We start from the raw sequence: 26387 nt of genomic DNA on the forward strand, positions 1-26387 counted from the left end.
CATCGAGTGAACCCATGAGCACCGAAAAGACCAACCAGTCCTGGGGCGGCCGTTTCAGCGAGCCAGTCGACGCCTTCGTTGCCCGCTTCACCGCGTCCGTCGACTTCGACAAGCGCCTCTACCGCCATGACATCATGGGCTCCATCGCCCATGCCACGATGCTGGCACAAGTCGGCGTGTTGAGCGATGCCGAGCGCGACGCCATCATCGACGGCCTGAAGCAGATCCAGAACGAGATCGAAGCCGGAAATTTCGACTGGCGCGTCGACCTGGAAGACGTGCACATGAACATCGAGGCACGCCTGACCGATCGCATCGGCGTGACCGGCAAGAAACTGCACACCGGCCGCAGCCGCAACGACCAGGTCGCCACCGACATCCGCCTCTGGCTGCGCGATGAGATCGACACCATCCTGGCCGAGGTCAGCCGCCTGCAGCAGGGCCTGCTGGAGCTGGCGGAGCGCGAGGCGGACACCATCATGCCCGGCTTCACCCACTTGCAGACCGCGCAACCGGTGACCTTCGGCCACCACCTGCTGGCCTGGTTCGAGATGCTCAGCCGCGACCACGAACGCCTGGTCGACTGCCGCAAACGCGTCAACCGCATGCCGCTGGGCAGCGCCGCCCTTGCCGGCACCACCTACCCGATCCAGCGGGAAATCACCTGCAAGCTGCTGGGATTCGAGGCGATCTCCGGCAACTCCCTGGATGGCGTATCCGACCGCGACTTCGCCATCGAATTCTGCGCCGCCGCCTCGCTGGCGATGATGCACCTGTCGCGCTTCTCCGAAGAGCTGGTGCTCTGGACCAGCGCCCAGTTCCAGTTCATCGACCTGCCTGACCGCTTCTGCACCGGCTCCTCGATCATGCCGCAGAAGAAAAACCCCGACGTCCCTGAACTGGTTCGCGGCAAGTCCGGCCGGGTGTTTGGCGCGCTGACCGGCCTGCTGACCCTGATGAAGGGCCAGCCACTGGCCTACAACAAGGACAACCAGGAAGACAAGGAACCGCTGTTCGACGCCGCGGACACCCTGCGTGACTCGCTGCGCGCCTTCGCCGACATGGTCCCGGCGATCAAGCCCAAGCGCGAAATCATGCGCGAAGCGGCACGCCGAGGTTTCTCCACTGCCACTGACCTCGCTGACTACCTGGTACGCAAGGGCCTGCCCTTCCGCGACTGCCACGAGATCGTCGGCCATGCGGTGAAGTACGGCGTCGACAGCGGCAAGGACCTTGCCGAAATGAGCCTCGATGAACTGCGCCAGTTCAGCGACCAGATCACCGACGACGTCTTCGCCGTACTGACCCTGGAAGGCTCGGTAAATGCCCGCGACCACATTGGCGGCACCGCGCCGAACCAGGTCCGGGCGGCTGTGCAACGTGGCCGGGAATTGCTCGCGACCCGCTGACCCCCACCGTGCGGCTCCGACCGGGAGCCGCACGATGCCCCTATGCAGGAAGACACCATGAGCGAACCAGATGACGGTGAAGAAGCCTTCGCCGAAGCGACCCTGACCCAAGCCATCGAAAACCAGATCGAAGCCGACGACCCGCCCGCAGCCCGGGCAACCTTCAATAAGCTCACCCTGGTGGGTTACGAGCGTGAGGAAATCCTCCAGTTGATGGCCCTGGTGCTGGCCCATGAAATCGACGCCATGCTGCGTGCCGACCGCCCCTTCGACACAGCCTGGTACGAACAGGCCTTGCGCGCGCTACCCGAACTGCCGGAGGATCAGGCCTGACGCCCGGGTAACCGGACCTCGCCAAGGCGCTATAGGAAAAGTCGTCGAGCGACGGGATTTTTCGTACAGAGCCTAAACTGCACAGACGCTGGCCGGTATTTGCCTGGCCCGCGCCTAATGACAAGAACAAGGAGCGACCATGGTCTTCACCCCCGAGCTGATTGCCGAGTTCGAACTGCTGGCCCTGTTCAACCTGGACAACACCCAGGAAGGCATCAAAGTGCACAACAGCGCCAACCCCCGCGTTCAGGCCGCAGTGACGCGGCTGTTCCAGAAGGGCCTGATCACCCAGGCCGACGGTGGCTACCTCACCAGCCTCGGCCTGGATGCCGCCGAGCACGTCCAGGCATTGCGCACCATCCTCCTGCCCACCCCTGCCTGACCCCACCTACGCCGCTCAAGTTGGCGGCATACCGGGCGATACAGTGCCATGGCCTGCTGCCAGTGACCGCTGCCTGGCAGGCCACTGGCATCGGGGCATGAAGTGAGCATGTGGCGTACCCAGGAAATCCACCCGGACATCGACGACGGCATCGACCGCAAGGTCCTGGCGCAGCTTCGCGCCCGCTTTCTCAAGGTCAACAGCGGCCGGCTGGAACGTGCAGTGCAGGGACTGTCGACACGCCAGCAACAGGCGCTCAAGCTGTTGCCACTGCTGTTTCACGTCAACCACCCGCTGCTGCCAGGCTACGTGTCAGGCAGCACGCCAGCAGGGCTCTCGGGCTACGAACCGGATAACGAACTGCTCGCCGAGGCCCGGCGGCTGACCCGCTCTTTCGTCTACAAGCCACGCCGAGGTGCAAGCCCTCAACCGATTTACGGCCTGTTCCTGATGGGCAGTCTGGGCACGATTGCCCAAGCTGAACAGAGCGACATGGATATCTGGGTGTGCCACGCGCCGGATCTGGACGCCCAATCCCTCGCAGAGCTGCAACGCAAATGCACACTGCTGGAAGCCTGGGCCACGAGCCAGGGCACCGAGGTTCACTGCTTCCTGGTCGACCCGGCACGCTTCGCTCTCGGCGAGCGTGAGACACGCCTGACGTCCGATGACTGCGGCACGACCCAGCACTACCTGCTGCTCGACGAGTTCTACCGTACCGCCATCTGGCTCGGTGGACGCACGCCGCTCTGGTGGCTGGTGCCGACCTACGAAGAGCCCCGCTACGAGCAGTACGTGGAGACCTTGCTGTCCAAGCGTTTCATCCGAGCCGACGAAGTGCTGGACCTCGGGCACCTGGCGTGGATCCCGCCGGGCGAGTTCATCGGCGCCAGCATGTGGCAGCTGTACAAGGGCATCGAATCACCGCACAAGTCGGTGCTCAAGCTCCTGCTGACCGAGGTCTATGCGAGTGAACATCCGCGGGTGGCGTGCCTGTCACTGCGCTTCAAGGAAGCGATTTACGCCAACCGCCTCGACCTTGACGATCTGGACCCCTACATCGCCGTGTACCGACGACTAGAGGAATACCTGCTGGGCCGGGGCGAACGCGAACGCCTTGAACTGATTCGCCGCTGCCTCTACCTCAAGGTCGACAAGAAGCTCAGCCGACCGCCACACAATCGCCGCAAAAGCTGGCAGTGGCTGTTGCTGGAACGCCTAACCGCCGACTGGAAATGGGAGGCCCGCCAGCTGGCGATGCTCGACAGCCGCAGCCAGTGGAAAGTCCGCCAGGTGCTGGCAGAGCGTCGCGCCCTGGTCAACGAGCTGACCTACAGTTATCGCTTCCTTTCCCAGTTCGCACGCAGCGGTCAGTTCAGCGGCACCCTCAGCAACCGCGACCTTGGCGTACTGGGCCGCCGTCTGTATGCCGCCTTCGAGCGCAAGGCTGGCAAGATCGAATTCATCAACCCTGGTATCGCCCCCGACATCGCCGAGGACGCCCTCACCCTGGTGCAGTGCCCCAGTCCTGGGGGTGCCAGGGGAAGCCTCTGGGCCCTGTTTGCGGGCAGCCTGAATGGGCTGGAATGGCAGGACTTCGCCCCGCTGAAACGCTCCCGTGACCTGGCCAGCCTGCTTGCCTGGTGCCATCGCAACGGAGTGATCGATGCCGGTACAGGCATGTCACTGCACCCTGGCGACAGCGACCTCGGCGAGCATGAGCTAAGCAACCTGCTGGCCAGTCTGCAACAAGCCTTTCCCCTGCCCTTGCCACCGATCGAAGAAAGCGCCCTGCTCTGCGCCAGCGCACCCGTTGAAGTGCTGTTGTTGATCAATGTCGGGGTCGACCCACTGAAACAGCACAGCCTGAAGAACGTCCACCTGACCAGCGGCCGAACCGACGCCCTGAGCTATTCTGGTGCCCGCGACAACCTGGTGCTGACCCTCGACCAGGTCACCTTGAACAGCTGGAACGAGCTGCTGGTGAGTCGCTACGACGGCCCAGACGCACTCCTCGACTGCCTGCGCGACTACCTCAACGCACTCCCCGCCGACGGCCCAAAGCCGCGATTGCGAATCCGTTGCTTCTGCCGCAATCGCGCCCGGACCATTGTCTCGCGCGTCGAGGAGCTCTTCGGCGAGGCCCAGGCATTGCTGGAAGACAGTGGCTCGACCCGCTATCTTCTGCAGGTTCAGCAACACTTTCATGTCCTGCGCCTGGAGCGCGGCCAAGTCAGCCATGCCAGCCTAACGGACCTGCATGCGCTTGTGGAGCACCTTGGCCGCGAGCAACCGAGCTACAGCCCGTTGCAACTGGACCGGCACGCCCTGGCGGACCGTGACTTGGCGCTGATCCTGCCACTTGGCAGGCCCGACTGCATCCAGGTCTTCTACCAGGTGAACGACAACCGGGCCAAGCTCAGTGTGCTCGACGAGCATAATGCACTGTGGTGCCAAAGCCTGCCGTTCCACGACGAGCAGTCACTGCTGGCACCGCTGCAGCGGTTCCTGCAGTCCCTGCTCTACCGGCGCAACGCCATGCTCCCGCTGGAAGGCCAGCAACCCGCAACCACCTTGGAGATCGCCTACTACGAAGTGGTGACGCCAACGCCCAAGCGCGACCGCCATCTGGAGCGCCGCAGCCCGCCGGCCGCGGCGGTCAGTCACCCCTATTACGACGTGCAGGTGATCGTCGAGCCGGCGGCACAGGACAAGGTGCATGCCACCCTTTACTGCAACCACCGGGAGTTTTCCGAACTGGAATATGGAGCGGGCCTGTACGCCGCGGTCGCCCGTCACATCCTGGCCCAGCGCAGCGGAGCACAACGCTACCCGTGCTACATAACCGACCTCGACCTGTCGAGGGTGCTGCCCACGGGCCAGGCGCAGACTGTCCATTACCTGCGTTATAAAACCAGCCTTGAGGAGCGGTTGAACCAGGCACTACAGGACGGCTGAGCGCCGCAACGGCGCCCAGCCAAGGGAGTCAACGGCTGTATTCACCAGCTGCTTCAGGCTGGTACTCGACAGCCAGGAGAGTCAGCTTGAGGGTCTTGCCACCCGGAACCGGCCAGTCGATATGCTGCCCGACGGAGAGCCCGAGCAATGCACTGCCAACAGGTGCCAGAATGGACACCTTGCCTTCTCCACCCGCATTTTCCGGGTAGACCAGCGTCAGGTGATAGTCCTTGCCACTGCCTTCTTCGCGGCAATGTACACGCGAGTTCATCGTCACCACGCCCGGCGGCACCTCATCGAGGCCAACCACCTGGGCGCGCGCCAACTCCCGCTCCAGCGCCTCGGCACCGGGGCCGTAGTCCTCCAGGCTATCGAGCAGACGTTCAAGACGCTGCAAGTCGAGACGGGTAATGGTGATGGCGGGCTGGCTGTTCATGATGAACGCGGAACTCCTACGTGACTCGAAAAAAGCGAAACCCCGCCCGAAGGCGGGGTTTCAGAAATTGTCGTACAAGGGCTTGGCCCTCGATGACCCGACACTACGTCAGGGTGAAGGCAGTTGGCAATACCGGCCAGTCAGCTGACGGACGGATGCAACCGTTGCTGCGCAGCTCCGCAGATTTCCCGGCGCCGCTGTTCGCTGGCCTGGCCCCACTCGCAAATTTCGGCCAACGTGCGGCCACAACCCACACAGACGTCAGCGTCATTCAGGCAGCAGCGTCGGACACAGGGCGACGGATGGCGGCCCGGGGTGACCGGCTCAGAGTTCGTCGAACTCAAGCGACTCACCTGCCTGCTCGCTGGTCACGCGGCTCAGCAGTTCGCCCAGGGGCTCTTCGCTGCTGTCGCAGATCCACAGGCCGCTTTCCTCGTCGTAATCGAAGTGGAAACCGCCCGAACGGGCCGCCACCCAGAGCTGGCGCAGTGGGGCCTGGCGACTGAGGATCAGCTGGGTGCCGTTCTCGAAGCGCACGGTCAGCACGCCACCGCTGTTCTCCAGGTCAAGGTCCAGGTCGCTATCATCGAACACGTCTTCCACGCTCTGCTGGACGGCATCGACCAGGTCATGGAAACGGGCTTCGCTCAAACTCATCGGGGCTACCTCAGGATAAAGGGGAAGTCGGGCGACGGTACTCGCCCAGGCGCTGTCCGGTCCAGCGCCGGAAGGCCCTGGCCAGCGAGCTTGGCTCACTGAAGCCGACCAGCAAGGCAATGTCTGCCAGTTCCAGGGCCGGGTCACGCAGATAGTGCAGGACCAGTTGCTGGCGCGTCTCGTCCACCAACTGGCTGAAGGATAACCCGGCCTCGCGCAAACGGCGCTGCAACGTGCGCGGACTCAGCTCCAGCGCCTCGGCTAGGCGCTCGAGGTCCGCGCCAGGACCGGACAGCTGGCCGGCCAACAGCTCACGAGCACGATCGAGTACGTGAGCGCCCTGGCGCAGTTGCGCCAGCAGGCCTTCGGCATAGCCGTCAAGCATCCGCCTGACCTGAGCGTCGGCCTGCCCCAGAGGCGTTGCCAGCAGCCGCTTGGGGAAAACCAGGGCGTTATCCGGCTGGCCGAAGAGCACCGGGCAGCGAAAGATTCGTGCGTACTCGGAGGTGTCTGCCGGCGCAGCGTGCTGGAGACGCACTTCGGTGGGTGGGATATTCAGGCCGGTGATCCAGCGGCCGAAGGTCACCCAGCCGGCCAGCGCCTCCTCCGCCAATTGGCGCCGCTGCTGGGGCAGCAAGGATTGCCAGCTGAGCGCCACCTGCGACTCCAGGCCGGCACGTGGCGGCTCGTCGGCCAGGTCCACCCGCCCCAGGTCACCAACCAGCGCTGCATAACGCGCTTGGCGGTGCAGGGCATCGGCCAGGGTCGCGCAGCTCATCAGCAGGTAGCCGAGCACACCGTAGGTGCCGGGGCGGACCGCCTCGCCCAGATGCAGGCCAAGGTTCTCATCACCGGACAGGCGCACTGCCCGCGCCAGCAACTCCAGGTACGCGCTGGCGGCAATGCGCTGGTCCCGCTGGGCAAGGACGGCCGGGGCCAGTTGCACGTACGCCAGCATTTCAGCGGACGAGACACCGCACTGGTCCATATGGTCCAGCAGGCCATGCAGGTAGGCGACCGACACTGAGCCGGCAAGGGGCGCGGCTGTGTCCAGGGGCATTCCACTCATGGCTGACAATGCTACGGCCAAGGCCTCCGACTGACCAGCCACACATGCCCACAAGCCACGTCCGGCGGGAGCTTCGGCGCATAGGCAAGGCGTCGGGGGGTCGGTATACTCCGAAACAATTCACGTTTTCTGCAAGGATTCCGTCATGAAGCGACTGCACGCCCCCTTCGTCGCCCTGCTCGCCGTTGCCTGTCTGCTGGCCGGCTGTGGCCAGAAAGGCCCGCTTTACCTGCCGGACGACGAAAAAGCCGCGAAAGAACACCAGAAAGACGTGTATATCCGCTAACCGGGGGAGCCACCATGGACGCTTTCACTTACCGCGACGGCGAGCTGTTCGCGGAAGGCGTAGCGCTGTCCGATATCGCTGCCCGCTTCGGCACGCCGACCTATGTCTACTCGCGTGCCCAGATCGAGGCCCGTTACCGGGCCTATGCCGACGCGCTGGCCGGTATGCCGCATCTGGTCTGCTACGCGGTCAAGGCCAACTCCAACCTGGGCGTGCTGAATGTGCTGGCCCGCCTGGGTGCCGGCTTCGATATCGTTTCCAGCGGCGAACTCGAGCGCGTCCTCGCTGCTGGCGGCAAGGCTGAGCGAATCGTTTTCTCCGGTGTCGGCAAGAGCCGTGACGACATGCGCCGCGCCCTGGAGGCCGGCGTGCATTGCTTCAACGTCGAATCACGCAACGAACTGGACCGCCTGCAGAACGTGGCCGCGGCCATGGAGGTGAAGGCCCCGGTTTCGCTGCGGGTCAATCCGGACGTCGACGCCGGCACCCACCCGTACATCGCCACCGGCCTGAAGGAAAACAAGTTCGGCATCGCCGTCGACGAAGCGGAAGCCGTGTATGCCCACGCCGCGACTTTGCCGAACCTGGACGTGATCGGCGTCGATTGCCATATCGGCTCCCAGCTCACCAGCCTGGCCCCTTTCCTCGACGCCCTCGACCGCCTCCTGGCACTGATCGACCGTCTGGCCGAACGCGGTATCCCAGTGCGTCACCTCGACCTCGGTGGTGGCCTGGGCGTGCGCTACCGCGACGAGCAACCGCCGCAGCCAGAAGACTACATCCGCGCCGTGCGCCAGCGCCTGGGCGGCCGCAACCTGACCCTGCTGCTCGAGCCCGGTCGCTCCATCGTCGCCAATGCCGGCGTGTTGCTGACTCAGGTGGAATACCTCAAGCACACTGAACACAAGGATTTCGCCGTGATCGACGCGGCCATGAACGACCTGATCCGCCCGGCGCTCTACGACGCCTGGATGGACGTGGTGCCGGTGCAACCGCATGCCGGTGATGAACGTCTCTACGACCTGGTCGGCCCGATCTGCGAAACCGGCGACTTCCTCGCCCGCGAGCGCAATCTGGTGCTGGCCGAGGGCGACCTGCTGGCGGTCCGTTCCGCTGGCGCGTATGGTTTCGTGATGAGTTCCAACTACAACAGCCGCGGCCGAGCAGCCGAAGTGCTGGTGGATGGGGAACAGGCCTTCGAGGTCCGTCGCCGCGAAACGATCGAAGACCTTTACGCCGGCGAAAGCCTGCTGCCGCAGTGAGGGCGCATCCATGCTATTGCGCTTCACCAAGATGCACGGCCTCGGCAACGACTTCATGGTCCTCGACCTGGTCAGCCAGCACGCCCATATCCAGCCCAAGCACGCCAAGCAGTGGGGCGACCGCCACACCGGCATCGGCTTCGACCAGCTGTTGATCGTCGAGGCACCGACCAATCCGGATGTCGATTTCCGCTACCGCATCTTCAACTCAGACGGTTCGGAGGTCGAACAGTGTGGCAACGGCGCCCGCTGTTTCGCCCGCTTCGTCCTCGACAAGCGCCTGACGGTAAAGAAGCGCATCCGCGTGGAAACCAAGGGTGGCATCATCGAACTGGACGTTCGCCCCGATGGCCAGGTGACCGTGGACATGGGTCCGCCCCGCCTGGTGCCACAGCAGATCCCCTTCATCGCCGACGGCGAAGCCTTGAGCTACCCGGTCGAGGTCGATGACCAGATGGTCGAACTGGCGGCCGTGTCCATGGGCAACCCCCATGCGGTGCTGCGCGTTGATGACGTCGCCAGTGCCCCGGTGCACAGCCTGGGACCGAAGTTGGAACACCACCCGCGCTTTCCGCAGCGGGTGAATGTCGGTTTCCTGCAAATCGTCGACCGCAAATTCGCCAAGCTGCGTGTCTGGGAACGCGGTGCCGGGGAAACCCAGGCCTGCGGCACCGGTGCCTGCGCCGCCGCCGTGGCTGCGATTCGCCAAGGCTGGATGGACTCCCCCCTGCAACTGGAACTGCCGGGCGGGCGGTTGTGCATCGAATGGGCAGGCCCTGGCCACCCCGTTATGATGACTGGCCCCGCCGTCCGCGTGTATGAAGGACAAGTACGCCTATGACCGATCAGCACCAGGAACAGGAACAGCCGCATCACCTTGATTCCGAAGTGGTGGCAGCGTACCTGCGCCACCACCCGGAGTTCTTTGTCCATCACGAAGAGCTGATTCCCGAGCTGAGCATCCCGCACCAAGCTGGTGATGCGGTGTCGCTGGTAGAGCGGCAGGTCAAGCTGCTGCGCGACCGTAACATCGAGATGCGTCATCGCCTCTCGCAGTTGATGGATGTCGCTCGCGAGAATGATCGCCTCTTCGACAAGACCCGCCGCCTGGTGCTCGATCTGCTCGACGCCGGTAGCCTCGAAGAAGTGGTCGGTGCCGTGCAGGACAGCCTGCGCCATGAGTTCCAAGTGCCCTTCGTCAGCCTGATCCTGTTCAGCGAATCAGCCCTGCCGGTAGGCCGCTGGGTCAGCACCGCCGAAGCCCACCAGAGCATCGGCGGCCTGCTCACCGGCGGCAAGACCATTTGCGGCGTGCTGCGCAGCCACGAGCTGGAGTTTCTGTTCGGAGCCGATGAACACGGTCAGGTCGGTTCCGCCGCCGTGGTCACACTCGCTCATCAGGGCATGCATGGGGTGCTGGCAATTGGCAGCCCAGATCCGCAACACTACAAGAGTTCCCTGGGCACCCTGTTCCTCGGTTACATCGCCGAAGTCCTGGCCCGGGTCCTGCCGCGCTTCGCGATGCCCCTGCGCTCGGTCAGATAAGCAGAGGCTCGCGCATCCCAAGGAAGTCCCATGCAAGCCGACCTGGATGCCTACCTCCACCACCTGCGCAACGAACGCCAGGTCTCGGCACATACCCTGGACGGCTACCAGCGTGACCTGCTGAAGGTCCTGGTGCTCAGCGAGAAGGCCGGCGTTGACGAATGGGCAGCATTGGACGGGCGCAACCTGCGCAGCTTCATCGCACGCCTGCATCTGGACGGGCAATCGAGCCGCAGCCTGTCCCGCCTGCTCTCGGCGGTCCGTGGTCTCTACCGCTACCTGATGCGCGAAGGCCGCTGCCGCCACGACCCCGCCGCCGGGATCGCTGCACCAAAGGGCGCGCGCCGCCTGCCCAAGGCACTGGATGCCGATCGCACCCTACAACTGCTGGAGGGGGCCGTGGAAGACGACTTCATCGCCCACCGCGACCAGGCCATGCTCGAGCTTTTCTACTCTTCCGGCTTGCGTCTGTCCGAACTGGTGGGCCTCGACCTGCAAGGTCTGGACCTCGCCGCAGGGCTGGTACGGGTGCACGGCAAAGGCAACAAGGTTCGCGAGCTACCGGTCGGACGAAAGGCCCGTGAGGCGCTGGAAACCTGGTTGCCGATCCGCGCATCCGCGCGCCCCGCGGACCAGGCCGTGTTCGTCAGCCAGCAGGGCCGACGCTTGTCTCCACGTGCGGTGCAGCTGCGCGTTCGCGAGGCCGGCGTGCGTGAACTGGGCCAGCATTTGCACCCGCACATGCTGCGCCATTCCTTCGCCAGCCATATGCTGGAGTCCTCCCAGGACCTGCGCGCGGTCCAGGAGCTGCTCGGTCATGCGGACATCTCCACCACGCAGATCTACACCCACCTCGATTTCCAACACCTCGCCGCGGTCTATGACCAGGCCCATCCCAGGGCCAAGCGGCGGGGGGGAGCTGACGAATGAGCATCCGGCTGATCACCTTCGACCTGGATGACACCCTCTGGGATAACCGCCCGGTCATCGAGGGTGCCGAAACAGCCATGCGCGACTGGCTGCTGGAACACACGCCAGCCTTGGGCGCCTTGCCTGTGGAACACCTGTGGGGCATTCGCGCCGAAGTGCTGGCCGCCGAACCCACGCTTAGGCACCGCCTCAGCGAGCTGCGTCGGCGCACCTTGCGTCGCGCCCTGGAAGGTGTCGGCTACCCCGCCGACGAGGCGCTGGACCTGGCCGAGGGCGCCTTCCAGGCGATGCTGCACGCCCGCCACCGCATCACCTTCTACCCCGACACCGTGCCAACCCTCGAGCGCCTGGCCAACCAATACGCCCTGGGCGTCATCACTAATGGCAATGCCGATGTACGCCGCCTGGGGCTGGCCGATTACTTCCAGTTCGCCCTTTGCGCCGAAGAGCTCGGCATTGGCAAACCCGACCCCACGCCCTTCCTTGAGGCGGTGCGCCGCGCAGGGGTCGGCGCGGCGGAAGCGGTGCATATCGGCGACCATCCCGCCGACGATATCGAGGGCGCCCGCGGCGCCGGCCTGCGCGCCATCTGGTTCAACCCCGAGGGAAAGATCTGGACCGGCGATCGTCTACCGGATGCGGAGATCAACAGCCTGGCCGAACTACCAAGCGTCCTGGCGCGCTGGGCACGCTGGCACTGAACGCAAGCGCTGCGGGATGCATGGAGAATGCATCTGCCCCCACAAGGAAACGAATTGCCGGAGCACAGAGCGCTCCCCTCTCCCTCCGGGAGAGGGCGAAAGGTGAGGGAAGCTGGAGTCCTGCCCAGCCCGCCAAGGGTAGGCTGTAGTCTGCTTCGCGAATGACTCCGCTCACCCATGAAAAAGCCCGCCGGAGGGCGGGCTTTTTCGACGGGGCGGCCTCAGATCGGGCGGCTGCCGTACTTGCTGTCCGGCTTCTTGGGTGGGTCGGCGACCACATTGGGTTCGACTTCCTGCACCTTGCCGCCACGCGCGAGGAATTCTTCCATCGCCCTGGCCAGCGCATCACGCTCTTTCTGCTTGGCTTCGATACTGGGCAACTCTTCGACTTCGACTGCAGCCTTGGCCTTGCCCTTCCCGGAGGAAGGGGCAGCAACCTCGCCATCGTCGTCGCTGTCACCGTCTTCAGCAGCAGCCAGCTCCTCGCCGTCGTCCTCGTCGGCCGCTTCCAGCTCGTCTTGTTCCAGTTCTTCGTCGCTCATGTTCTACCTCATGCCTTGCCAAAGCAGGTTAGTTATAGCCCAGCTGCGCCAGCTTTCTAACGCCGCTGAAAAAAAATCAATTCGCCTCGCCGTGGAGGGTCGCCAACACCCGTCGCGGACCGCCCTGGTCGCGATGCTCGCCCAGGTAGACTCCCTGCCATGTCCCCACCGCCAGCTGTCCATCCTGTACCGGCAGACTCAGTTGGCAACCCAGCAGGCTGCCCTTGAAGTGTGCCGGCAGATCATCCGGACCTTCATAGTCATGTTCATAGCCGCTTTCGCCCTGTGGTACCAGGCGATTGAAGAAACGCTCGAAATCTCGCCGCACAGCAGGGTCCGCGTTTTCATTGACGGTCAATGAAGCCGAGGTGTGCTGGAGCCACAGGTGCAACAGACCCACGCGGCAGCGCCGCAGTTCCGGTAACGCCTCGAGGAGTTCGTCAGTGACCAGATGGAAGCCACGCGATCTCGGGCGCAAGGTAATCAGGGTCTGCTGCCACATCCGCAAATGCCTGTCTCGGCTCGTTCGGCGGGCATTCTAGCGCGGTGGATGAAAAAACAAAGGGCGCCTTGCGGCGCCCTTTGTTTTGTTGCGATCTCCCTACCGACAGACGGCGGGAAAGGTGTTCTGCATCAGAGGTTGTAACCGCGCTCGTTGTGCTCGGCAAGGTCGAGACCGACGGACTCTGCCTCTTCATTGACCCGCAGGCCAATGACCACATCCAGCACCTTGAGGATCACGTAGGTGACGATGGCAGTGTAGGCCACGGTGAAGGCCACACCCTTGAACTGGGTGAAGAGTTGCGCGCCGATGTCCTCCACGGTACCGAAGCCGCCAAGGGCCGGGGCCGCGAACACGCCGGTCAGCAGGGCGCCGACGATGCCACCGATACCGTGTACGCCGAAGGCGTCCAGGGAGTCGTCATAGCCCAGCTTGCGCTTCAGGCTGGTGGCGCAGAAGTAGCAGACCACGCCAGCCACCAGGCCGATGATCAGTGCCCCCATCGGACCGGCAGTACCAGCAGCCGGGGTGATGGCGACCAGACCGGCGACCACACCGGAAGCGATGCCCAGCGCGCTCGGCTTACCGTGGGTCAGCCACTCGGCGAACATCCAGCCCAGGGCAGCAGCAGCTGTGGCGATCTGGGTGACCAGCATGGCCATGCCTGCGGTGCCGTTGGCGGCTACGGCAGAGCCGGCGTTGAAACCGAACCAGCCAATCCACAGCATGGCGGCGCCGACCAGGGTGTAACCCAGGTTGTGCGGGGCCATCGGGGTAGTCGGGTAGCCCTTGCGCTTGCCCAGCACCAGGCAGGCCACCAGGCCCGCGATACCGGCGTTGATGTGCACCACGGTGCCGCCAGCGAAGTCCAGCACGCCCCAGTCCCACATCAGGCCGCCATTACCGCTCCACACCATATGGGCGATCGGGGCATAGACGAGGGTGAACCAGACGGCCATGAAGATCAGCATGGCGGAAAACTTCATGCGCTCGGCGAAGGCACCGACGATCAGCGCCGGGGTGATGATGGCGAAGGTCATCTGGAAGGTGATGAAGACGCTCTCCGGCACCGCGTACACCAGGCTGCTGGTGTTAAGGCCGCTGAGGAACGCCTTGGACAGGCCGCCGATGAAGGAGTTGAAGTTGACGACGCCCTGTTCCATGCCAGTGGTGTCGAATGTCAGGCTGTAGCCGTAGACGACCCAGAGGATGCTGATCAGGCCGGTGATGGCGAAGCACTGCATCATCACCGAAAGAACGTTCTTGGACCGCACCATGCCGCTGTAGAACAGGGCCAGGCCGGGAATGGTCATGAACAGCACGAATGCGGTGGCAACGATCATCCACGCTGTGTCGCCGCTATTCAGCACAACCTCGTCAGCCATGGCCAGGCCAGGGGTTACGAGGGACAAAAGGGCTCCTAGCCCTGCGATCTTACGCAGAGTCATGTTGTTTTCTCCTGGGGCGTTGGGGTTCGGCGGCTTAAATCGCGTCGGTGCCGGTTTCGCCGGTACGGATGCGGATAGCCTGTTCCAGATTGACGACGAAAATCTTGCCGTCACCAATCTTGCCGGTATTGGCGGCCTTGGTGATGGCTTCGATGACGCGATCCAGCTGGTCGTCGGCGATGGCCACGTCGATCTTCACCTTCGGCAGGAAATCGACGACGTACTCCGCTCCACGGTACAGCTCGGTGTGACCCTTCTGGCGGCCGAAACCCTTGACCTCGGTCACGGTGATGCCCTGCACGCCGATCTCAGACAACGACTCGCGCACGTCGTCGAGCTTGAACGGCTTGATGATGGCAGTGACTAGCTTCATGAAACTCTCTCCCGTATTGGTGGACTTGCCCCAGGAAAAACGAACCCGGCTCAAGTCTAAGCGCAGTGTCTGGCTTTGTAACGCGTCGGTCCGCCCTCGCACGGCACCCGACGCCAACCATCCGCGTCTGGCGAAACATTCCCCCGCCTCGCCCGGCGCACCGGAACTGCATCCGATGCATGCGTCGCCTTGCACCAAGCAGAAAGCTTGCCAGCTCGGCACAACCCTCTATTTTTCAAACAGATAGTGGCCGGATGCCCTATCTGGCGCAGGATTGCCCTGTATGCGGTGCACGAAATCGGTGCAGTGCACCATCGTGCATTGCTCAAAAATCGTGCACTGCCAGGCTCGAACTCCCCAGCACGGAGCGCGTGATAAACTGCCACCCAATCATCTCTGGACAATCACCATGCTGCCGCCCAAAGCCCTGCTCGATACCCTCGCCACCCACGCCTCGCGCTTGTTCAGCGGTGACAGCCCGCTGCCCCGCGCCGAGTTCGAGGCTCAGTTCAAGGTCCTGCTGCAAAGCGCATTCAGCAAGCTCGATCTGGTCAGCCGCGACGAGTTCGACAGCCAGATGGTCGTGCTCGCCCGCACCCGTGCGCGACTCGAAGCCCTGGAAGCCAAGGTCGCGGAGCTGGAAGCCAAGCTGAACCCGCCCACCGAGTGATCGACGCGGCCACCGATCGCGTTGCTGAAACAGCCAGTGCAGGCGCGAACACCCTCGCGCCTGCTCGGCGTGCGCCCTACACGTCCCCTCCCGCCTCATCCCTGCCCCCCCGCAATACCGCGGACCTGACCGAGTCCTGGCCGCCCTCCCTAGTATTTTTTTGCACAACGCTCCGGTTTTTTTGCGCATTCTTACCTAATTAACGCCCACCTATACTCGAGCCCAACCCGCTTGGTCGCCCCTCGGACCAGGCACGTCGGACAACAATAAAAAGGGCTCCCACCATGACCCGCACCTGCCAGAGCTTCCTGGACGCCCGGGACTTCCTGCTCAAGCATCGCACCGACTACACCACCGCCACGCGCGACTTTCGCTGGCCAGAACTGCACGAATTCAACTGGGCGCTGGATTATTTCGACGCCATGGCCCGTGGCAACCAGGCTCGCGCCCTGTGGATAGTGGAGGAGAACGGCGAAGAGCAGCACTACAGCTTCCAGCAGCTGTCCGAGCGTTCCAACCGCGTCGCCAACCACCTGCGCGCGCTGGGTGTGAAGCGCGGCGAGCGCATCCTGCTGATGCTGGGCAACCACATCGCCCTATGGGAAACCATGCTGGCGGCCTTCAAGCTCGGCGCCGTGGTGATTCCCGCCACGGCGCTGCTCACCCCGGACGACCTGCGCGATCGCATCGAGCGTGGCGATGTCCGCCACCTTGTGGTCGGCGGCGACCACCTGGACAAGTTCGACGGCCTCGCCGAAGGCTGCACCCGCATCTGCGTGGGGCAGCCCACCATCGGCTGGGCCGAGCACGCTGCCGCGCGCAACTACCCCGCAGAGTTCCAGGCAGAGGGCATCACGCTGGCCAGCGACCCGCTGCTGCTTTACTTCACCTCGGGCACCACCTCCAAGCCGAAGATGGTGCTGCACAGCCACCAGAGCTACCCGGTCGGCCACCTCTCAACCATGTACTGGATCGGCCTGCAACCCGGCGACCTGCACCTGAACATTTCTTCACCGGGCTGGGCCAAGCACGCATGGAGCTGCTTCTTCGCCCCGTGGAATGCCGGCGCCTGCGTATTCATCCACAACACCGCACGTTTCAGCGCCCCCGCGCTGCTCCGGGTACTGGAGCGTTACGGCATCAACAGTCTGTGCGCGCCGCCGACTGTCTGGCGGATGCTGATCCAGGAAGACCTGGCCAGCTACCGTGGACGATTGCGCCTGCGCGAGCTGGTAGGCGCCGGTGAGCCGCTCAATCCGGAGATCATCGAACAGGTCCAGGCGGCCTGGGGCCTGCTGCTGCGCGACGGTTTCGGCCAGTCGGAAACCACTGCGCTGATCGGCAATACCCCGGGCCAGGTGCTCAAGCCCGGCTCCATGGGCCGGCCGCTGCCAGGCTATCGCGTCACCCTGCTGGACCCGGACGGCCGGCCAGCCAGCGAAGGCGAGGTGGCACTGCCCCTGGCACCGCGCCCGCTCGGCCTGATGCTCGGCTACGAAGACAGCCCGGAGAAGACCGCCGAAGTCATGCGCGATGGTTATTACCGCACCGGCGACACCGCAGCCATCGACGGCGAGGGCTACATCACCTTCGTTGGCCGCGCCGACGATGTGTTCAAGGCTTCCGATTACCGCATCAGTCCTTTCGAACTGGAAAGCGCCCTGATCGAGCACCCGGCCGTGATGGAAGTGGCCATCGTTCCCAGCCCTGATCCAGTCCGTCTGGCGGTGCCCAAGGCGTATCTGATCCTCGGCCACGACCAGGTGCCGGGGCCGGAGCTGGCAGGTGCCATTCTCGCCTTCGCTCGTGAGCACCTGGCGCCGTATAAGCGGGTGCGGCGCATCGAGTTCGTCAGCGAACTGCCCAAGACCATCTCCGGGAAGATCCGCCGCGTGGAGCTTCGGCAAATGGAAGTGCAACGGCGCCAGGGCGGCCAGCGCGGGCTCTACGAGTATTTCGAAGACGACTTCCCCCAGCTCAAGGCCTGAACCGGCTGGGCTCCCACACAAACCCTCGACTACTCGGGCTTACGCCCGAGGGGCCCCTCTCGACCCACTGACTGCAAGCAGGACTCGAACATGACCACCTCCAACGCCATTCCCAGCGTCAAGCTGCTCATCAACGGCGAATTCGTCGAATCGCGCACCAGCCAGTGGCGCGATGTCGTCAACCCGGCCACCCAGGAAGTGCTGGCCCGTGTCCCCTTCGCCACCACCGAGGAAATGAACGCCGCCGTGGCTAGCGCCAAGGAAGCCTTCAAGACTTGGCGCAAGACCCCGATCGGCGCCCGCGCGCGCATCTTCCTCAAGTACCAACAGCTGATCCGCGAGAACATGAAGGAACTGGCGGCCATCCTCACCGCTGAGCAGGGCAAGACCCTGCCGGATGCCGAAGGCGACATCTTCCGCGGCCTGGAAGTGGTGGAACACGCCGCCAACATCGGCACCCTGCAGATGGGTGAGCTGGCCAACAACGTCGCCGGCGGCGTCGACACCTACACCCTGCTGCAACCGCTGGGCGTGTGCGCCGGCATCACCCCGTTCAACTTCCCGGCGATGATCCCCCTGTGGATGTTCCCGATGGCCATCGCTACCGGTAATACCTTCATCCTCAAGCCCTCCGAGCAGGACCCCATGGTCACCATGCGCCTGGTGGAACTGGCGCTGGAAGCCGGGGTACCGCCGGGCGTGCTCAACGTCATCCACGGTGGCGCCGACGCGGTAAACCTCTTGTGCGACCACCCGGACATCAAGGCCGTGTCCTTCGTCGGTTCGACCAAGGTCGGCACCCACGTTTACAACCGCGCTACCCTCAACGGCAAACGTGCCCAGTGCATGATGGGCGCGAAGAACCACGCCATCGTGCTGCCCGACGCCAACAAGCAGCAGACCCTCAACAACCTCGCCGGTGCCGCGTTTGGCGCCGCCGGTCAGCGCTGCATGGCGCTCTCGGTGGTGATCCTGGTGGGTGAGGCGCAGGCCTGGCTGCCAGAGCTGGTGGAGAAGGCCAAGTCGCTGAAGATCGGTGCCGGCGTCGAGCCGGGCGCCGATGTCGGCCCGGTGATTTCCTGCGCCGCACTGGACCGCGTCAGCAGCCTGATCGCCACCGGTGAGCGCGAAGGTGCGCGCCTGGTGCTGGATGGCCGCAACCCCGAGGTCAGCGGCTACGCCCAGGGCAACTTCGTCGGCCCGACCATCTTCGATGGCGTCACCGCCGAGATGAGCATCTACCGCGAGGAAGTCTTCGGCCCGGTGCTCTGCGTCATGCACGCCGCGACCATGAACGAGGCCATCGCCCTGATCAACGCCAATCCCAACGGCAACGGCACCGCCCTGTTCACTCGCTCTGGAGCTGCAGCCCGCCACTTCCAGGAAGAGATCGACGTCGGCCAGGTGGGCATCAACGTACCGATCCCGGTACCGGTCCCGCTGTTCTCCTTCACCGGCTCGCGCGCCTCCAAGCTCGGCGACCTCGGGCCGTACGGCAAGCAGGTGGTGCAGTTCTACACCCAGACCAAGACCGTGACCCAACGCTGGTTCGACGAAGACGAAGTCGGCGGTGCGGTGAATACCACCATCACCCTCAAGTAACGCCATTGCCCTTGTAGGAGCGAGCTTGCTCGCGAATGCCCACAACGCTTCGCCAGCAAGCTCGCGCCTACGGCCAGGCGAACCGCAGCAGAACCCCCAATCCAGATTCAAGCGAGGACAACCATGAATATCGGCTTTCTCGGCCTCGGCAACATGGGCGGCCCCATGGCCCGCAACCTGCTCAAGGCCGGCCACGCGCTGACCGTCTTCGACCCCTCGAGCCAAGCGGTCGCCGGCCTGGTGGAGGCGGGCGCCAAGTCTGTCGCATCCCCCGCCGACGTGGCCCGCGCACCGGTCGAGGCGATCATCACCATGCTGCCGGCGGCCGCCCACGTGAAGCACGTCTACCTCGGTCAGGATGGCCTGCTGGCCAACGTCCGCCCGGGCGTGCTGCTGATCGACAGTTCCACCATCGACCCACTGAGCGCCCGGGAAGTCGCCAAGCTGGCCACCGCCCAAGGCAACCCGATGCTCGACGCCCCTGTCTCCGGCGGCACCGGTGGTGCCACGGCCGGCACCCTGACCTTCATGGTCGGCGGCCCCGACAGCGCCTTCGACCAAGCCCAGCCGCTGCTCGCCGCCATGGGCAAGAACATCGTGCACTGCGGCGACACGGGCAACGGTCAGGTGGCCAAGATCGCCAACAACATGTTGCTCGGCATTTCCATGGTCGGTGTGGCTGAGGCCATGGCCCTGGGTGTTGCCCTGGGGATGGACGCCAAGGTTCTGGCCGGCATCATCAACACCTCCAGTGGCCGCTGCTGGAGCTCGGAGATCAACAACCCCTTCCCCGGTGTGCTGGAAAACGCCCCCGCCTCACGCGGCTACAGCGGCGGTTTCGGCAGCGACCTGATGCTCAAGGACCTGGGCCTGGCCACCGAAGCAGCACGCCACGCGCACCAGCCGGTGATCCTCGGCGCCGCCGCCCAGCAGCTGTACCAGAGCTTCAGCCTGCAGGGCCACGGCGGCCTGGACTTCTCCGCAATCATCAATCTGTACCGCCGGGACCCCGAGGCCTGAGCCCACAAGCCGCCCCGGGCAGCCGGGGCGCCCACGCACAACCGCAATAGCCGGCAGGAGACTCTTGTAATGCTCGATATCGAATTCACCGAAGAACAACGCATGATCCGCGACATGGCCCGGGACTTCGCCCGCAGCGAAGTCGCGCCCAAGGCCCAGGCCTGGGAAAAGGCCGGCTGGATCGACGACTCGGTGGTGATGCAGATGGGCGATCTGGGCCTGCTCGGCATGGTGGTGCCGGACGCCTGGGGCGGCAGCTACACCGACTACGTGGCCTACGCCCTGGCCGTGGAAGAAATCTCCGCCGGCGACGGCGCCCTCGGCGCACTGATGAGCATCCACAACTCGGTCGGCTGCGGTCCTCTGCTCAAGTACGGCACCTCGCAGCAGCAGGACACCTGGCTGCCCCGCCTGGCCTCCGGCCAGGCCATCGGCTGCTTCTGCCTCACCGAGCCGCAGGCCGGGTCCGAGGCCCACAACCTGCGCACCCAGGCCGAACTGCGCGACGGCCAGTGGGTGCTCAACGGCACCAAGCAGTTCGTCAGCAACGGCAAACGCGCCGAGCTCGCCATCGTCTTCGCGGTGACCGACCCGACGCTGGGCAAGAAAGGTCTCTCAGCCTTCCTGGTGCCCACCCGCACGCCCGGCTTCCAGGTCGAACGTACCGAACACAAGATGGGCATCCGCGCCTCGGACACCTGCGCGGTGACCCTGACCGACTGCCGCATCCCCGAAGCGAACCTGCTGGGCGAGCGCGGCAAGGGCCTGGCCATCGCCCTGTCGAACCTGGAAGGCGGTCGCATCGGCATTGCCGCCCAGGCTCTCGGCATCGCCCGCGCAGCCTTCGAGGCGGCCCTCGGCTACGCCCGTGAACGCGTGCAGTTCGGCAAGCCGATCATCGAACACCCGAGCATCGCCAACCAACTCGCCGACATGCACACTCGGCTGAATGCCGCACGCCTACTGATCCTACATGCTGCCCGCCTGAAGAGCGCCGGCCTGCCCTGCCTGAGCGAGGCTTCGCAGGCCAAGCTGTTCGCCTCGGAAATGGCAGAGAAGGTCTGCTCCAGCGCCCTGCAGATTCATGGCGGCTATGGCTACCTGGAGGACTTCCCGGTGGAGCGTTATTACCGCGATGCGCGCATCACCCAGATCTACGAGGGCTCCAGCGAAATCCAGCGGCTGCTGATCGCCCGCGAACTGGCCAACTACGCGCTCTGATCGTGTTCGCGGGTGCCCGACCAGCACCCGCGCATTGGCCAAAACGCTCCATCAAAAAGAGCGGCGGGGACGTGGTAGGCCAGCGCCCGAGGCGTCATCGTCCGGGCTGGAATGCACCGTTCGAAGCAGCACCATCGATGGAGGTCCGGCATTCATGCCTACCGCCCTGCACATCTCGCCACCAACAGCCCACCGACCTGGACGGGCGGCCTCCGCCGACGGCGCCCACGCGCGCTACCAGGAGACCCGCACCAAGGCTCTGGAGCTATTCGCCCGCTGCGGCTTCAGCCGCGTCAGCATGCGCGACCTGGCCGACTTCCTGGGGATTCGCGCCGGCTCCATCTACCACCACATCGAAAGCAAGGAAGCGCTGCTTTTCGAGCTGATCGAGGAGCTTTACGAGAACCTGCTGCAGGGCGCGCTGCTGCTGGCCCGACGGGAGTCCTCGCCGGCCGCGCGGCTGCCGCGCCTGGTGGAGGCCCATCTGCAACTGCATGAGAGCATGGGCGCCTATTTCCGCCTGGCGGAGTACGACCTGCACTGCCTCGGCAGCGAACACCAGGCGCGGATCCAATCGCTGCGCCAACGCTACGAAACCGTGCTGGAAGTTACCTTGGAGCAGCTCACCGGCGAGCCTGCCTGCGCGGTCAGGCGAGCCGCCGTGGCAGGCATCGTCTCCCAGCTCAACCAATTACCGGCCTCGGTGGGCGACACCCCGACAGACGCCAGAGTGCGGCTCGAGTTGCTGCGCGAAATGGTGATGGGCTCGCTGCGCGGGGTGCTCCTGGCCACCCGGCGCGTGGCAGACCCGGTCACTCAGGCCGCGGGCAAGTAGGCCATCGACGTCGACTCGCCCATCAGCAGCGGCTGGTTGAGCTCGACGCAGGCCCTCAGGTACTCCGACACCAGGCTGATGCGCTTGAGCTTGCGCAAATCCTCGCTGTAGTAGATCCAGAACTGCCGGACCACCTCCACCTCGTCCGGCAACACTTCGCGCAGACGCGGGTCCGGGCAGGCGAGGAAGCACGGCAGGACAGCCAGCGCCCGTCCTTCCAGTGCGGCATGGTAATGGGCGATCACGCTGGTGCTGCGCAGCTGGCGCTGGGCACCGGGCACCAGGTCATTGAGGTAGAGCAGCTTGGAGCTGAACGCCAAGTCCTCGACGTAGGAAATGAACGGATGGCCGACGAGGTCATCCCGGCTGCGGATCGGCGCGTGGTTGGCCAGGTACTCCGGCGTGGCGTACAGGCGCAGGCGGTAGTCGCAGAGCTTGGAGCAGACATAGGGCCCGCGTTCTGGACGCTCCAGGGTGATGGCGATGTCCGCCTCGCGCCGCGACAGGCTGACGAAGTGCGGCACCGGCAGGATATCCAGCGAGATATGCGGATAGCGATCCTGGAAGCGGCTCATGTGTGGCGTGACGAAACAGGATCCAAAGCCCTCGGTGCAGCCGATACGCACGTGCCCAGACAGCTCCAGCCCAGCTCCGGAAACCTGCTCGCAAGCTGCCTGCAGGGTGCTCTCCAAGGTTTCGGCATAGCTCAGCATGCGCTGGCCTTCGATCGTGAGCACGAACCCCGCCGACCGCGATTTTTCGAACAGCAAGGCACCCAGGCTCTGCTCCAGCGCCCGGATGCGCCGCGACACCGTGGTGTAGTCGACACCCAGGCGCCGGGCCGCGCCGCTGGCCGTACGGATCCGTGCCACTTCGAGGAAAAAGCGCATGTCGTCCCAGTTCAGGCGTTCTTGATTCGTGCTTTTTTGCATGATCAGCAGGCTTTGTTAGGCATCGCCAGTGGAAATACGCCTACTTATACGCGTCTCGTCTCGACCGGGCCACCCGGACCACAGGCTGGACTCAGGCCCTCGGGTCTCCCTAGACTCCTGCGACCAGCCGCAGGAAGCGGTTGTCGATCGATCAAGGAGTGATCATGTCCCTGGCCATTGTCCACAGCCGCGCCCAGGTCGGCGTTGAAGCCCCATCCGTGACCGTCGAGGCGCACTTGGCCAACGGCCTGCCCTCGCTGGCCCTGGTCGGCCTGCCGGAAGCGGCGGTGAAAGAAAGCAAGGACCGCGTGCGCAGCGCCATTCTCAATAGCGGCTTCGATTTCCCACCCCGGCGCATCACCCTCAACCTGGCCCCTGCCGACCTCCCCAAGGACGGTGGCCGCTTCGACCTGGCCATTGCCCTCGGCGTGCTCGCCGCCAGCGGCCAACTCCCAGCCGCAAGCCTGGAGCAGGTGGAATGCCTAGGCGAGCTCGCCCTTTCCGGTACCCTGCGCCCAGTGCAGGGCGTGCTGCCAGCGGCATTGGCTGCCCGCGCAGCAGGACGCACCCTGGTGGTGCCGCGAGAAAACGCCGAGGAAGCCAGCCTCGCCAGCGGCCTGAACGTACTGGCGGTCGGACACCTGCTGGAACTGACTGCGCACTTCGCCGGCCACACCCCACTGGCGCCTTACCAGGCCCAGGGGCTGGTGCAGGAACGACCACCCTATCCCGACCTCGCCGACGTTCAAGGCCAGGCATCGGCCAAACGTGCCCTGCTGGTGGCCGCCGCCGGATCGCACAATCTACTGTTCTGCGGTCCACCCGGCACCGGCAAGACCTTGCTGGCCAGCCGCCTCCCCGGCCTGCTGCCGCCCCTGGAGGAAGACGAAGCGCTGGAAGTGGCGGCCATCCACTCGGTGGCCAGTCACGCTCCGCTGCAAGCCTGGCCCCAGCGCCCCTTCCGTCACCCGCACCACAGCGCCTCGGGGGCGGCGTTGGTGGGGGGCGGCAGCCGACCGAAACCGGGCGAAATCACCCTGGCGCATCAGGGCGTGCTGTTCCTCGACGAATTGCCGGAGTTCGACCGCAAGGTCCTGGAAGTGCTGCGCGAACCGCTGGAAAGCGGCGAGATCGTGATTGCACGCGCCCATGACAAGGTGCGCTTCCCGGCACGCTTCCAACTCGTCGCGGCGATGAACCCCTGCCCCTGTGGATATCTCGGTGACCCCGGTGGGCGCTGCCGCTGCTCACCGGACCAGATCCAGCGCTACCGTGCCAAGCTCTCCGGGCCGCTGCTCGACCGGATTGACCTGCACCTGACCGTCGCCCGCGAGGTCACCGCCCTGGAGCCCGTCGCCCAAAACGGTCCCAGCAGCCTCGAGGCCGCCACCGAAGTCGCCCGGGCCCGCCGCGTGCAACTCCAGCGCCAGGGCTGCGCCAATGCCTTCCTCGACCTCAAGGGACTGCGCCTGCACTGCGTCCTGGCCAAGCAGGACCGCGTATGGCTGGAAAGCGCCTGCGAGCGCCTCAACCTGTCGCTGCGCGCGGCCCACCGCATCCTCAAGGTGGCACGCACCCTGGCAGACCTGGAACAGACCACGAGCATAGGCCGGCCCCACTTGGCCGAGGCACTGCAATACCGTCCGGAGCCGCAGGTGTGAAACGAACGGATCACCAACAAAGCTATCAGGAGACAAACAACAAGAGATTGGCTCTATCGAATGTGCTAGGTTGCTGCGCCTTCCGCCCTTGGCGGCCATCCGATTACAAGGAGAGCTAGCTCAATGGAGGCACGTTCGTCTTCGCAATCCACCCTCAACCCGCCGGTCTTTTTCGGCTCCTCCCTGCTCATCATCGCCCTGGTCCTGTTCAGCACCCTGGCCCAGGAACAGGCTCAGACGCTGTTCGTTCACATCCAGGACTGGATCGTGGTCAACGCCAGTTGGTTCTATGTCCTGAGCGTGGCGTTGATCCTTATCACCGTGGTCTTCCTGGCCATCAGCCGCTTCGGCGACATCAAGCTTGGCCCCGACCATAGCCAGCCCGATTACCGCAACCGCACCTGGTTCGCCATGCTGTTTTCCACAGGCATGGGCATCGGCCTGATGTTCTTCGGCGTCGCCGAACCGCTGATGCACTATGCCAACCCACCAGTGGGCGATGCCAACACGGTGGCCGCCGCGAAGGAGGCGATGAAGCTCACATTCTTCCACTGGGGCCTGCATGCCTGGGCGATCTACGCCATTGTCGCGCTGATCCTGGCCTACTTCTGCTTCCGCCATGACTTGCCGCTAACCCTGCGCTCGGCGCTCTATTGGGGCTGGTGGCTGTCCTGGTCGCCTTTCGTCGGGCTGTTCATCGCCCGCATCTCCCGTGGTCGCACCATCCGCGAATTTGTCTGTGGCGTGCTCTTCGTCCCGGCCGGCTTCACCTTGCTGTGGATGACGGTATTCGGCGATACAGCCATCCACATGGTGCTCCACCAAGGCCTGACGGGCCTTAGCGAGACTGTCGCCCGGGATAGCTCGCTGGCGCTGTTTGTCTTCCTCGAGCAGTTCCCCTTCGCATCGCTGCTGTCGCTGGTGGCGGTGTGGTGGACATGCTGGCCTCCGGCGGGCGCGAGAACACGCCGCTCTGGCAGCGCCTGTTCTGGTCGATCCTGATCGGCGTGGTGGCCATGGCCCTGCTGCTGGCCGACGGCCTCAAGGCCCTGCAGACCGCCACCATCGCCAGTGCCCTGCCCTTTGCAATGGTGCTGTTGGCCGCGACCTGGGGACTGCTCAAGGCCCTGCACCGCGATGCCACCAAGCGCGGCATCCGCTACCAGGCGCTGAACCTCTCTCGCCCCGCCCATCGCCAGCAAGGTGGCTGGCAGCGGCGCCTGCGCAACATCCTGATGTTCTCGCGCCGTACCCACGTCACCCGGTTCATCGGCGAAGTGGTGCAGCCTGCCTGCGATGAAGTAGCCGAGGAGCTACGCAAGCAGGGCTACGAGGTGCAGGTGAAGAACGGCGCAGATGGTCGCTGCAAGCTCACCGTCGGGCACGGCGCGGATGTGGATTTCAGCTACGAGGTGCGTCCTCGCACCTTCCTCCTGCCGCGCTTCGCCCCCCGCGACAACAACGATGAGAGCAGCGATGCGCGCAAATACTTCCGCGCCGAGGTCTACCTGCGCGAAGGCGGGCAGGATTACGACGTGATGGGCTGGAGCCGCGAGGAAGTGATCGGCGACCTGCTCGACCAGTACGAGAAGCACCTGCACTTCCTGCATGTGGTGCGCTGAGCC

At 64.8% G+C, this 26387-nt stretch carries 26 protein-coding genes and 1 pseudogene; 18 read left to right on the top strand and 9 right to left on the bottom strand.

Going from position 1 to position 26387, the window contains the following annotated elements:
• Positions 1-14: 14 nt before the first annotated feature.
• From argH to J7302_RS07020, 4 genes are all read left to right on the top strand, one after another.
• Complete coding sequence (gene argH, locus J7302_RS07005) at positions 15-1409, top strand: argininosuccinate lyase (RefSeq protein ID WP_215372204.1); 1395 nt, start codon at positions 15-17, stop codon at positions 1407-1409.
• A 57-nt stretch (positions 1410-1466) separates the two neighbouring features.
• Positions 1467-1742: a hypothetical protein gene (locus tag J7302_RS07010; protein ID WP_215372206.1), complete on the top strand. Its 276-nt coding sequence runs from the start codon at positions 1467-1469 to the stop codon at positions 1740-1742.
• Positions 1743-1881: 139 nt separating this feature from the next.
• Positions 1882-2124 carry a TIGR02647 family protein gene (locus J7302_RS07015; protein WP_215372209.1) on the top strand — a complete coding sequence of 81 codons (243 nt, stop codon included), beginning with the start codon at positions 1882-1884 and terminating at the stop codon, positions 2122-2124.
• 108 nt (positions 2125-2232) lie between these two features.
• The gene (locus J7302_RS07020) at positions 2233-5082 is read left to right on the top strand and encodes a class I adenylate cyclase (protein ID WP_215372211.1); all 2850 of its coding nucleotides are present in this window, start codon (positions 2233-2235) and stop codon (positions 5080-5082) included.
• Positions 5083-5110: 28 nt separating this feature from the next.
• Here J7302_RS07020 and rnk read toward each other — a convergent pair whose 3' ends face one another.
• The 4 genes from rnk to J7302_RS07040 all read right to left on the bottom strand — a co-directional run bounded on the left by rnk (position 5111) and on the right by J7302_RS07040 (position 7229).
• The gene (rnk, locus tag J7302_RS07025; protein WP_215372213.1) at positions 5111-5518 is read right to left on the bottom strand and encodes a nucleoside diphosphate kinase regulator; all 408 of its coding nucleotides are present in this window, start codon (positions 5516-5518) and stop codon (positions 5111-5113) included.
• A 140-nt stretch (positions 5519-5658) separates the two neighbouring features.
• The gene (locus tag J7302_RS07030; RefSeq protein WP_215372215.1) at positions 5659-5862 is read right to left on the bottom strand and encodes a DUF1289 domain-containing protein; all 204 of its coding nucleotides are present in this window, start codon (positions 5860-5862) and stop codon (positions 5659-5661) included.
• Positions 5843-6175 carry an iron donor protein CyaY gene (gene cyaY / locus J7302_RS07035; RefSeq protein ID WP_215372217.1) on the bottom strand — a complete coding sequence of 111 codons (333 nt, stop codon included), beginning with the start codon at positions 6173-6175 and terminating at the stop codon, positions 5843-5845. Before cyaY ends, J7302_RS07030 begins: the two co-directional genes overlap by 20 nt.
• A gap of 10 nt (positions 6176-6185) precedes the next feature.
• On the bottom strand, positions 6186-7229 hold the full coding sequence (locus J7302_RS07040) for an AraC family transcriptional regulator (RefSeq protein WP_215372487.1): 1044 nt from the start codon (positions 7227-7229) through the stop codon (positions 6186-6188).
• Between the two features lie 160 nt (positions 7230-7389).
• On the opposite strand from J7302_RS07040, the gene lptM reads away from it, so the two are divergent.
• From lptM to J7302_RS07070, 6 genes are read left to right on the top strand one after another with little or no spacing between them, the layout of a single operon-like run.
• Positions 7390-7530, top strand: coding sequence for an LPS translocon maturation chaperone LptM (lptM, locus tag J7302_RS07045; RefSeq protein ID WP_151138324.1), 141 nt, complete (start codon positions 7390-7392; stop codon positions 7528-7530).
• A gap of 14 nt (positions 7531-7544) precedes the next feature.
• Entirely contained in the window at positions 7545-8792 is a 1248-nt protein-coding gene (lysA, locus tag J7302_RS07050; protein WP_215372220.1) for a diaminopimelate decarboxylase, read from the top strand.
• Between the two features lie 10 nt (positions 8793-8802).
• On the top strand, positions 8803-9633 hold the full coding sequence (gene dapF / locus J7302_RS07055) for a diaminopimelate epimerase (RefSeq protein ID WP_215372221.1): 831 nt from the start codon (positions 8803-8805) through the stop codon (positions 9631-9633).
• The gene (locus J7302_RS07060; RefSeq protein ID WP_215372224.1) at positions 9630-10337 is read left to right on the top strand and encodes a DUF484 family protein; all 708 of its coding nucleotides are present in this window, start codon (positions 9630-9632) and stop codon (positions 10335-10337) included. Before dapF ends, J7302_RS07060 begins: the two co-directional genes overlap by 4 nt.
• A gap of 30 nt (positions 10338-10367) precedes the next feature.
• A complete protein-coding gene (gene xerC, locus J7302_RS07065) occupies positions 10368-11267 on the top strand; it encodes a tyrosine recombinase XerC (protein ID WP_215372226.1) in 900 nt (299 codons plus the stop codon).
• Positions 11264-11968, top strand: a complete 705-nt coding sequence (locus J7302_RS07070) for an HAD family hydrolase (RefSeq protein ID WP_215372228.1) — start codon at positions 11264-11266, stop codon at positions 11966-11968. The genes xerC and J7302_RS07070 overlap by 4 nt, the downstream gene beginning before the upstream one ends.
• Positions 11969-12189: 221 nt before the next feature.
• On the opposite strand, the gene sutA is transcribed toward J7302_RS07070, so the two are convergent.
• The 4 genes from sutA to glnK all read right to left on the bottom strand — a co-directional run bounded on the left by sutA (position 12190) and on the right by glnK (position 14833).
• The gene (sutA, locus tag J7302_RS07075; RefSeq protein ID WP_215372231.1) at positions 12190-12510 is read right to left on the bottom strand and encodes a transcriptional regulator SutA; all 321 of its coding nucleotides are present in this window, start codon (positions 12508-12510) and stop codon (positions 12190-12192) included.
• A 76-nt stretch (positions 12511-12586) separates the two neighbouring features.
• Complete coding sequence (locus J7302_RS07080) at positions 12587-13012, bottom strand: secondary thiamine-phosphate synthase enzyme YjbQ (protein ID WP_215372233.1); 426 nt, start codon at positions 13010-13012, stop codon at positions 12587-12589.
• A 131-nt stretch (positions 13013-13143) separates the two neighbouring features.
• A complete protein-coding gene (locus J7302_RS07085) occupies positions 13144-14460 on the bottom strand; it encodes an ammonium transporter (RefSeq protein ID WP_215372235.1) in 1317 nt (438 codons plus the stop codon).
• A 34-nt stretch (positions 14461-14494) separates the two neighbouring features.
• Complete coding sequence (gene glnK / locus J7302_RS07090; protein ID WP_003457590.1) at positions 14495-14833, bottom strand: P-II family nitrogen regulator; 339 nt, start codon at positions 14831-14833, stop codon at positions 14495-14497.
• A gap of 409 nt (positions 14834-15242) precedes the next feature.
• Here glnK and J7302_RS07095 point away from each other — a divergent pair, with 409 nt between their 5' ends.
• The 6 genes from J7302_RS07095 to J7302_RS07120 all read left to right on the top strand — a co-directional run bounded on the left by J7302_RS07095 (position 15243) and on the right by J7302_RS07120 (position 22169).
• Complete coding sequence (locus J7302_RS07095; protein ID WP_215372237.1) at positions 15243-15503, top strand: accessory factor UbiK family protein; 261 nt, start codon at positions 15243-15245, stop codon at positions 15501-15503.
• Positions 15504-15787: 284 nt separating this feature from the next.
• Positions 15788-17491: an AMP-binding protein gene (locus tag J7302_RS07100; RefSeq protein ID WP_215372239.1), complete on the top strand. Its 1704-nt coding sequence runs from the start codon at positions 15788-15790 to the stop codon at positions 17489-17491.
• 90 nt (positions 17492-17581) lie between these two features.
• On the top strand, positions 17582-19093 hold the full coding sequence (locus J7302_RS07105) for a CoA-acylating methylmalonate-semialdehyde dehydrogenase (RefSeq protein ID WP_215372242.1): 1512 nt from the start codon (positions 17582-17584) through the stop codon (positions 19091-19093).
• A gap of 123 nt (positions 19094-19216) precedes the next feature.
• Positions 19217-20113 carry a 3-hydroxyisobutyrate dehydrogenase gene (gene mmsB, locus J7302_RS07110; protein ID WP_215372244.1) on the top strand — a complete coding sequence of 299 codons (897 nt, stop codon included), beginning with the start codon at positions 19217-19219 and terminating at the stop codon, positions 20111-20113.
• A gap of 69 nt (positions 20114-20182) precedes the next feature.
• On the top strand, positions 20183-21334 hold the full coding sequence (locus tag J7302_RS07115; protein ID WP_215372247.1) for an acyl-CoA dehydrogenase family protein: 1152 nt from the start codon (positions 20183-20185) through the stop codon (positions 21332-21334).
• A 154-nt stretch (positions 21335-21488) separates the two neighbouring features.
• A complete protein-coding gene (locus J7302_RS07120; RefSeq protein WP_215372249.1) occupies positions 21489-22169 on the top strand; it encodes a TetR/AcrR family transcriptional regulator in 681 nt (226 codons plus the stop codon).
• Here the strand turns inward: J7302_RS07120 and J7302_RS07125 are convergent.
• The gene (locus tag J7302_RS07125) at positions 22151-23101 is read right to left on the bottom strand and encodes a LysR family transcriptional regulator (RefSeq protein ID WP_215372251.1); all 951 of its coding nucleotides are present in this window, start codon (positions 23099-23101) and stop codon (positions 22151-22153) included. The two genes, J7302_RS07120 and J7302_RS07125, sit on opposite strands and share 19 nt — an antisense overlap.
• A 164-nt stretch (positions 23102-23265) precedes the next feature.
• Between J7302_RS07125 and J7302_RS07130 the strand changes: the two genes are divergently transcribed.
• Both J7302_RS07130 and J7302_RS07135 read left to right on the top strand, forming a co-directional pair.
• Positions 23266-24762, top strand: a complete 1497-nt coding sequence (locus J7302_RS07130; RefSeq protein WP_215372253.1) for a YifB family Mg chelatase-like AAA ATPase — start codon at positions 23266-23268, stop codon at positions 24760-24762.
• A 123-nt stretch (positions 24763-24885) separates the two neighbouring features.
• Positions 24886-26384 (top strand): annotated as a pseudogene (locus J7302_RS07135) (BCCT family transporter).
• Positions 26385-26387: the final 3 nt, after the last annotated feature.

This window comes from Metapseudomonas boanensis (assembly GCF_018704125.1).
Classification (GTDB): Bacteria; Pseudomonadota; Gammaproteobacteria; order Pseudomonadales; family Pseudomonadaceae; genus Metapseudomonas; species Metapseudomonas boanensis.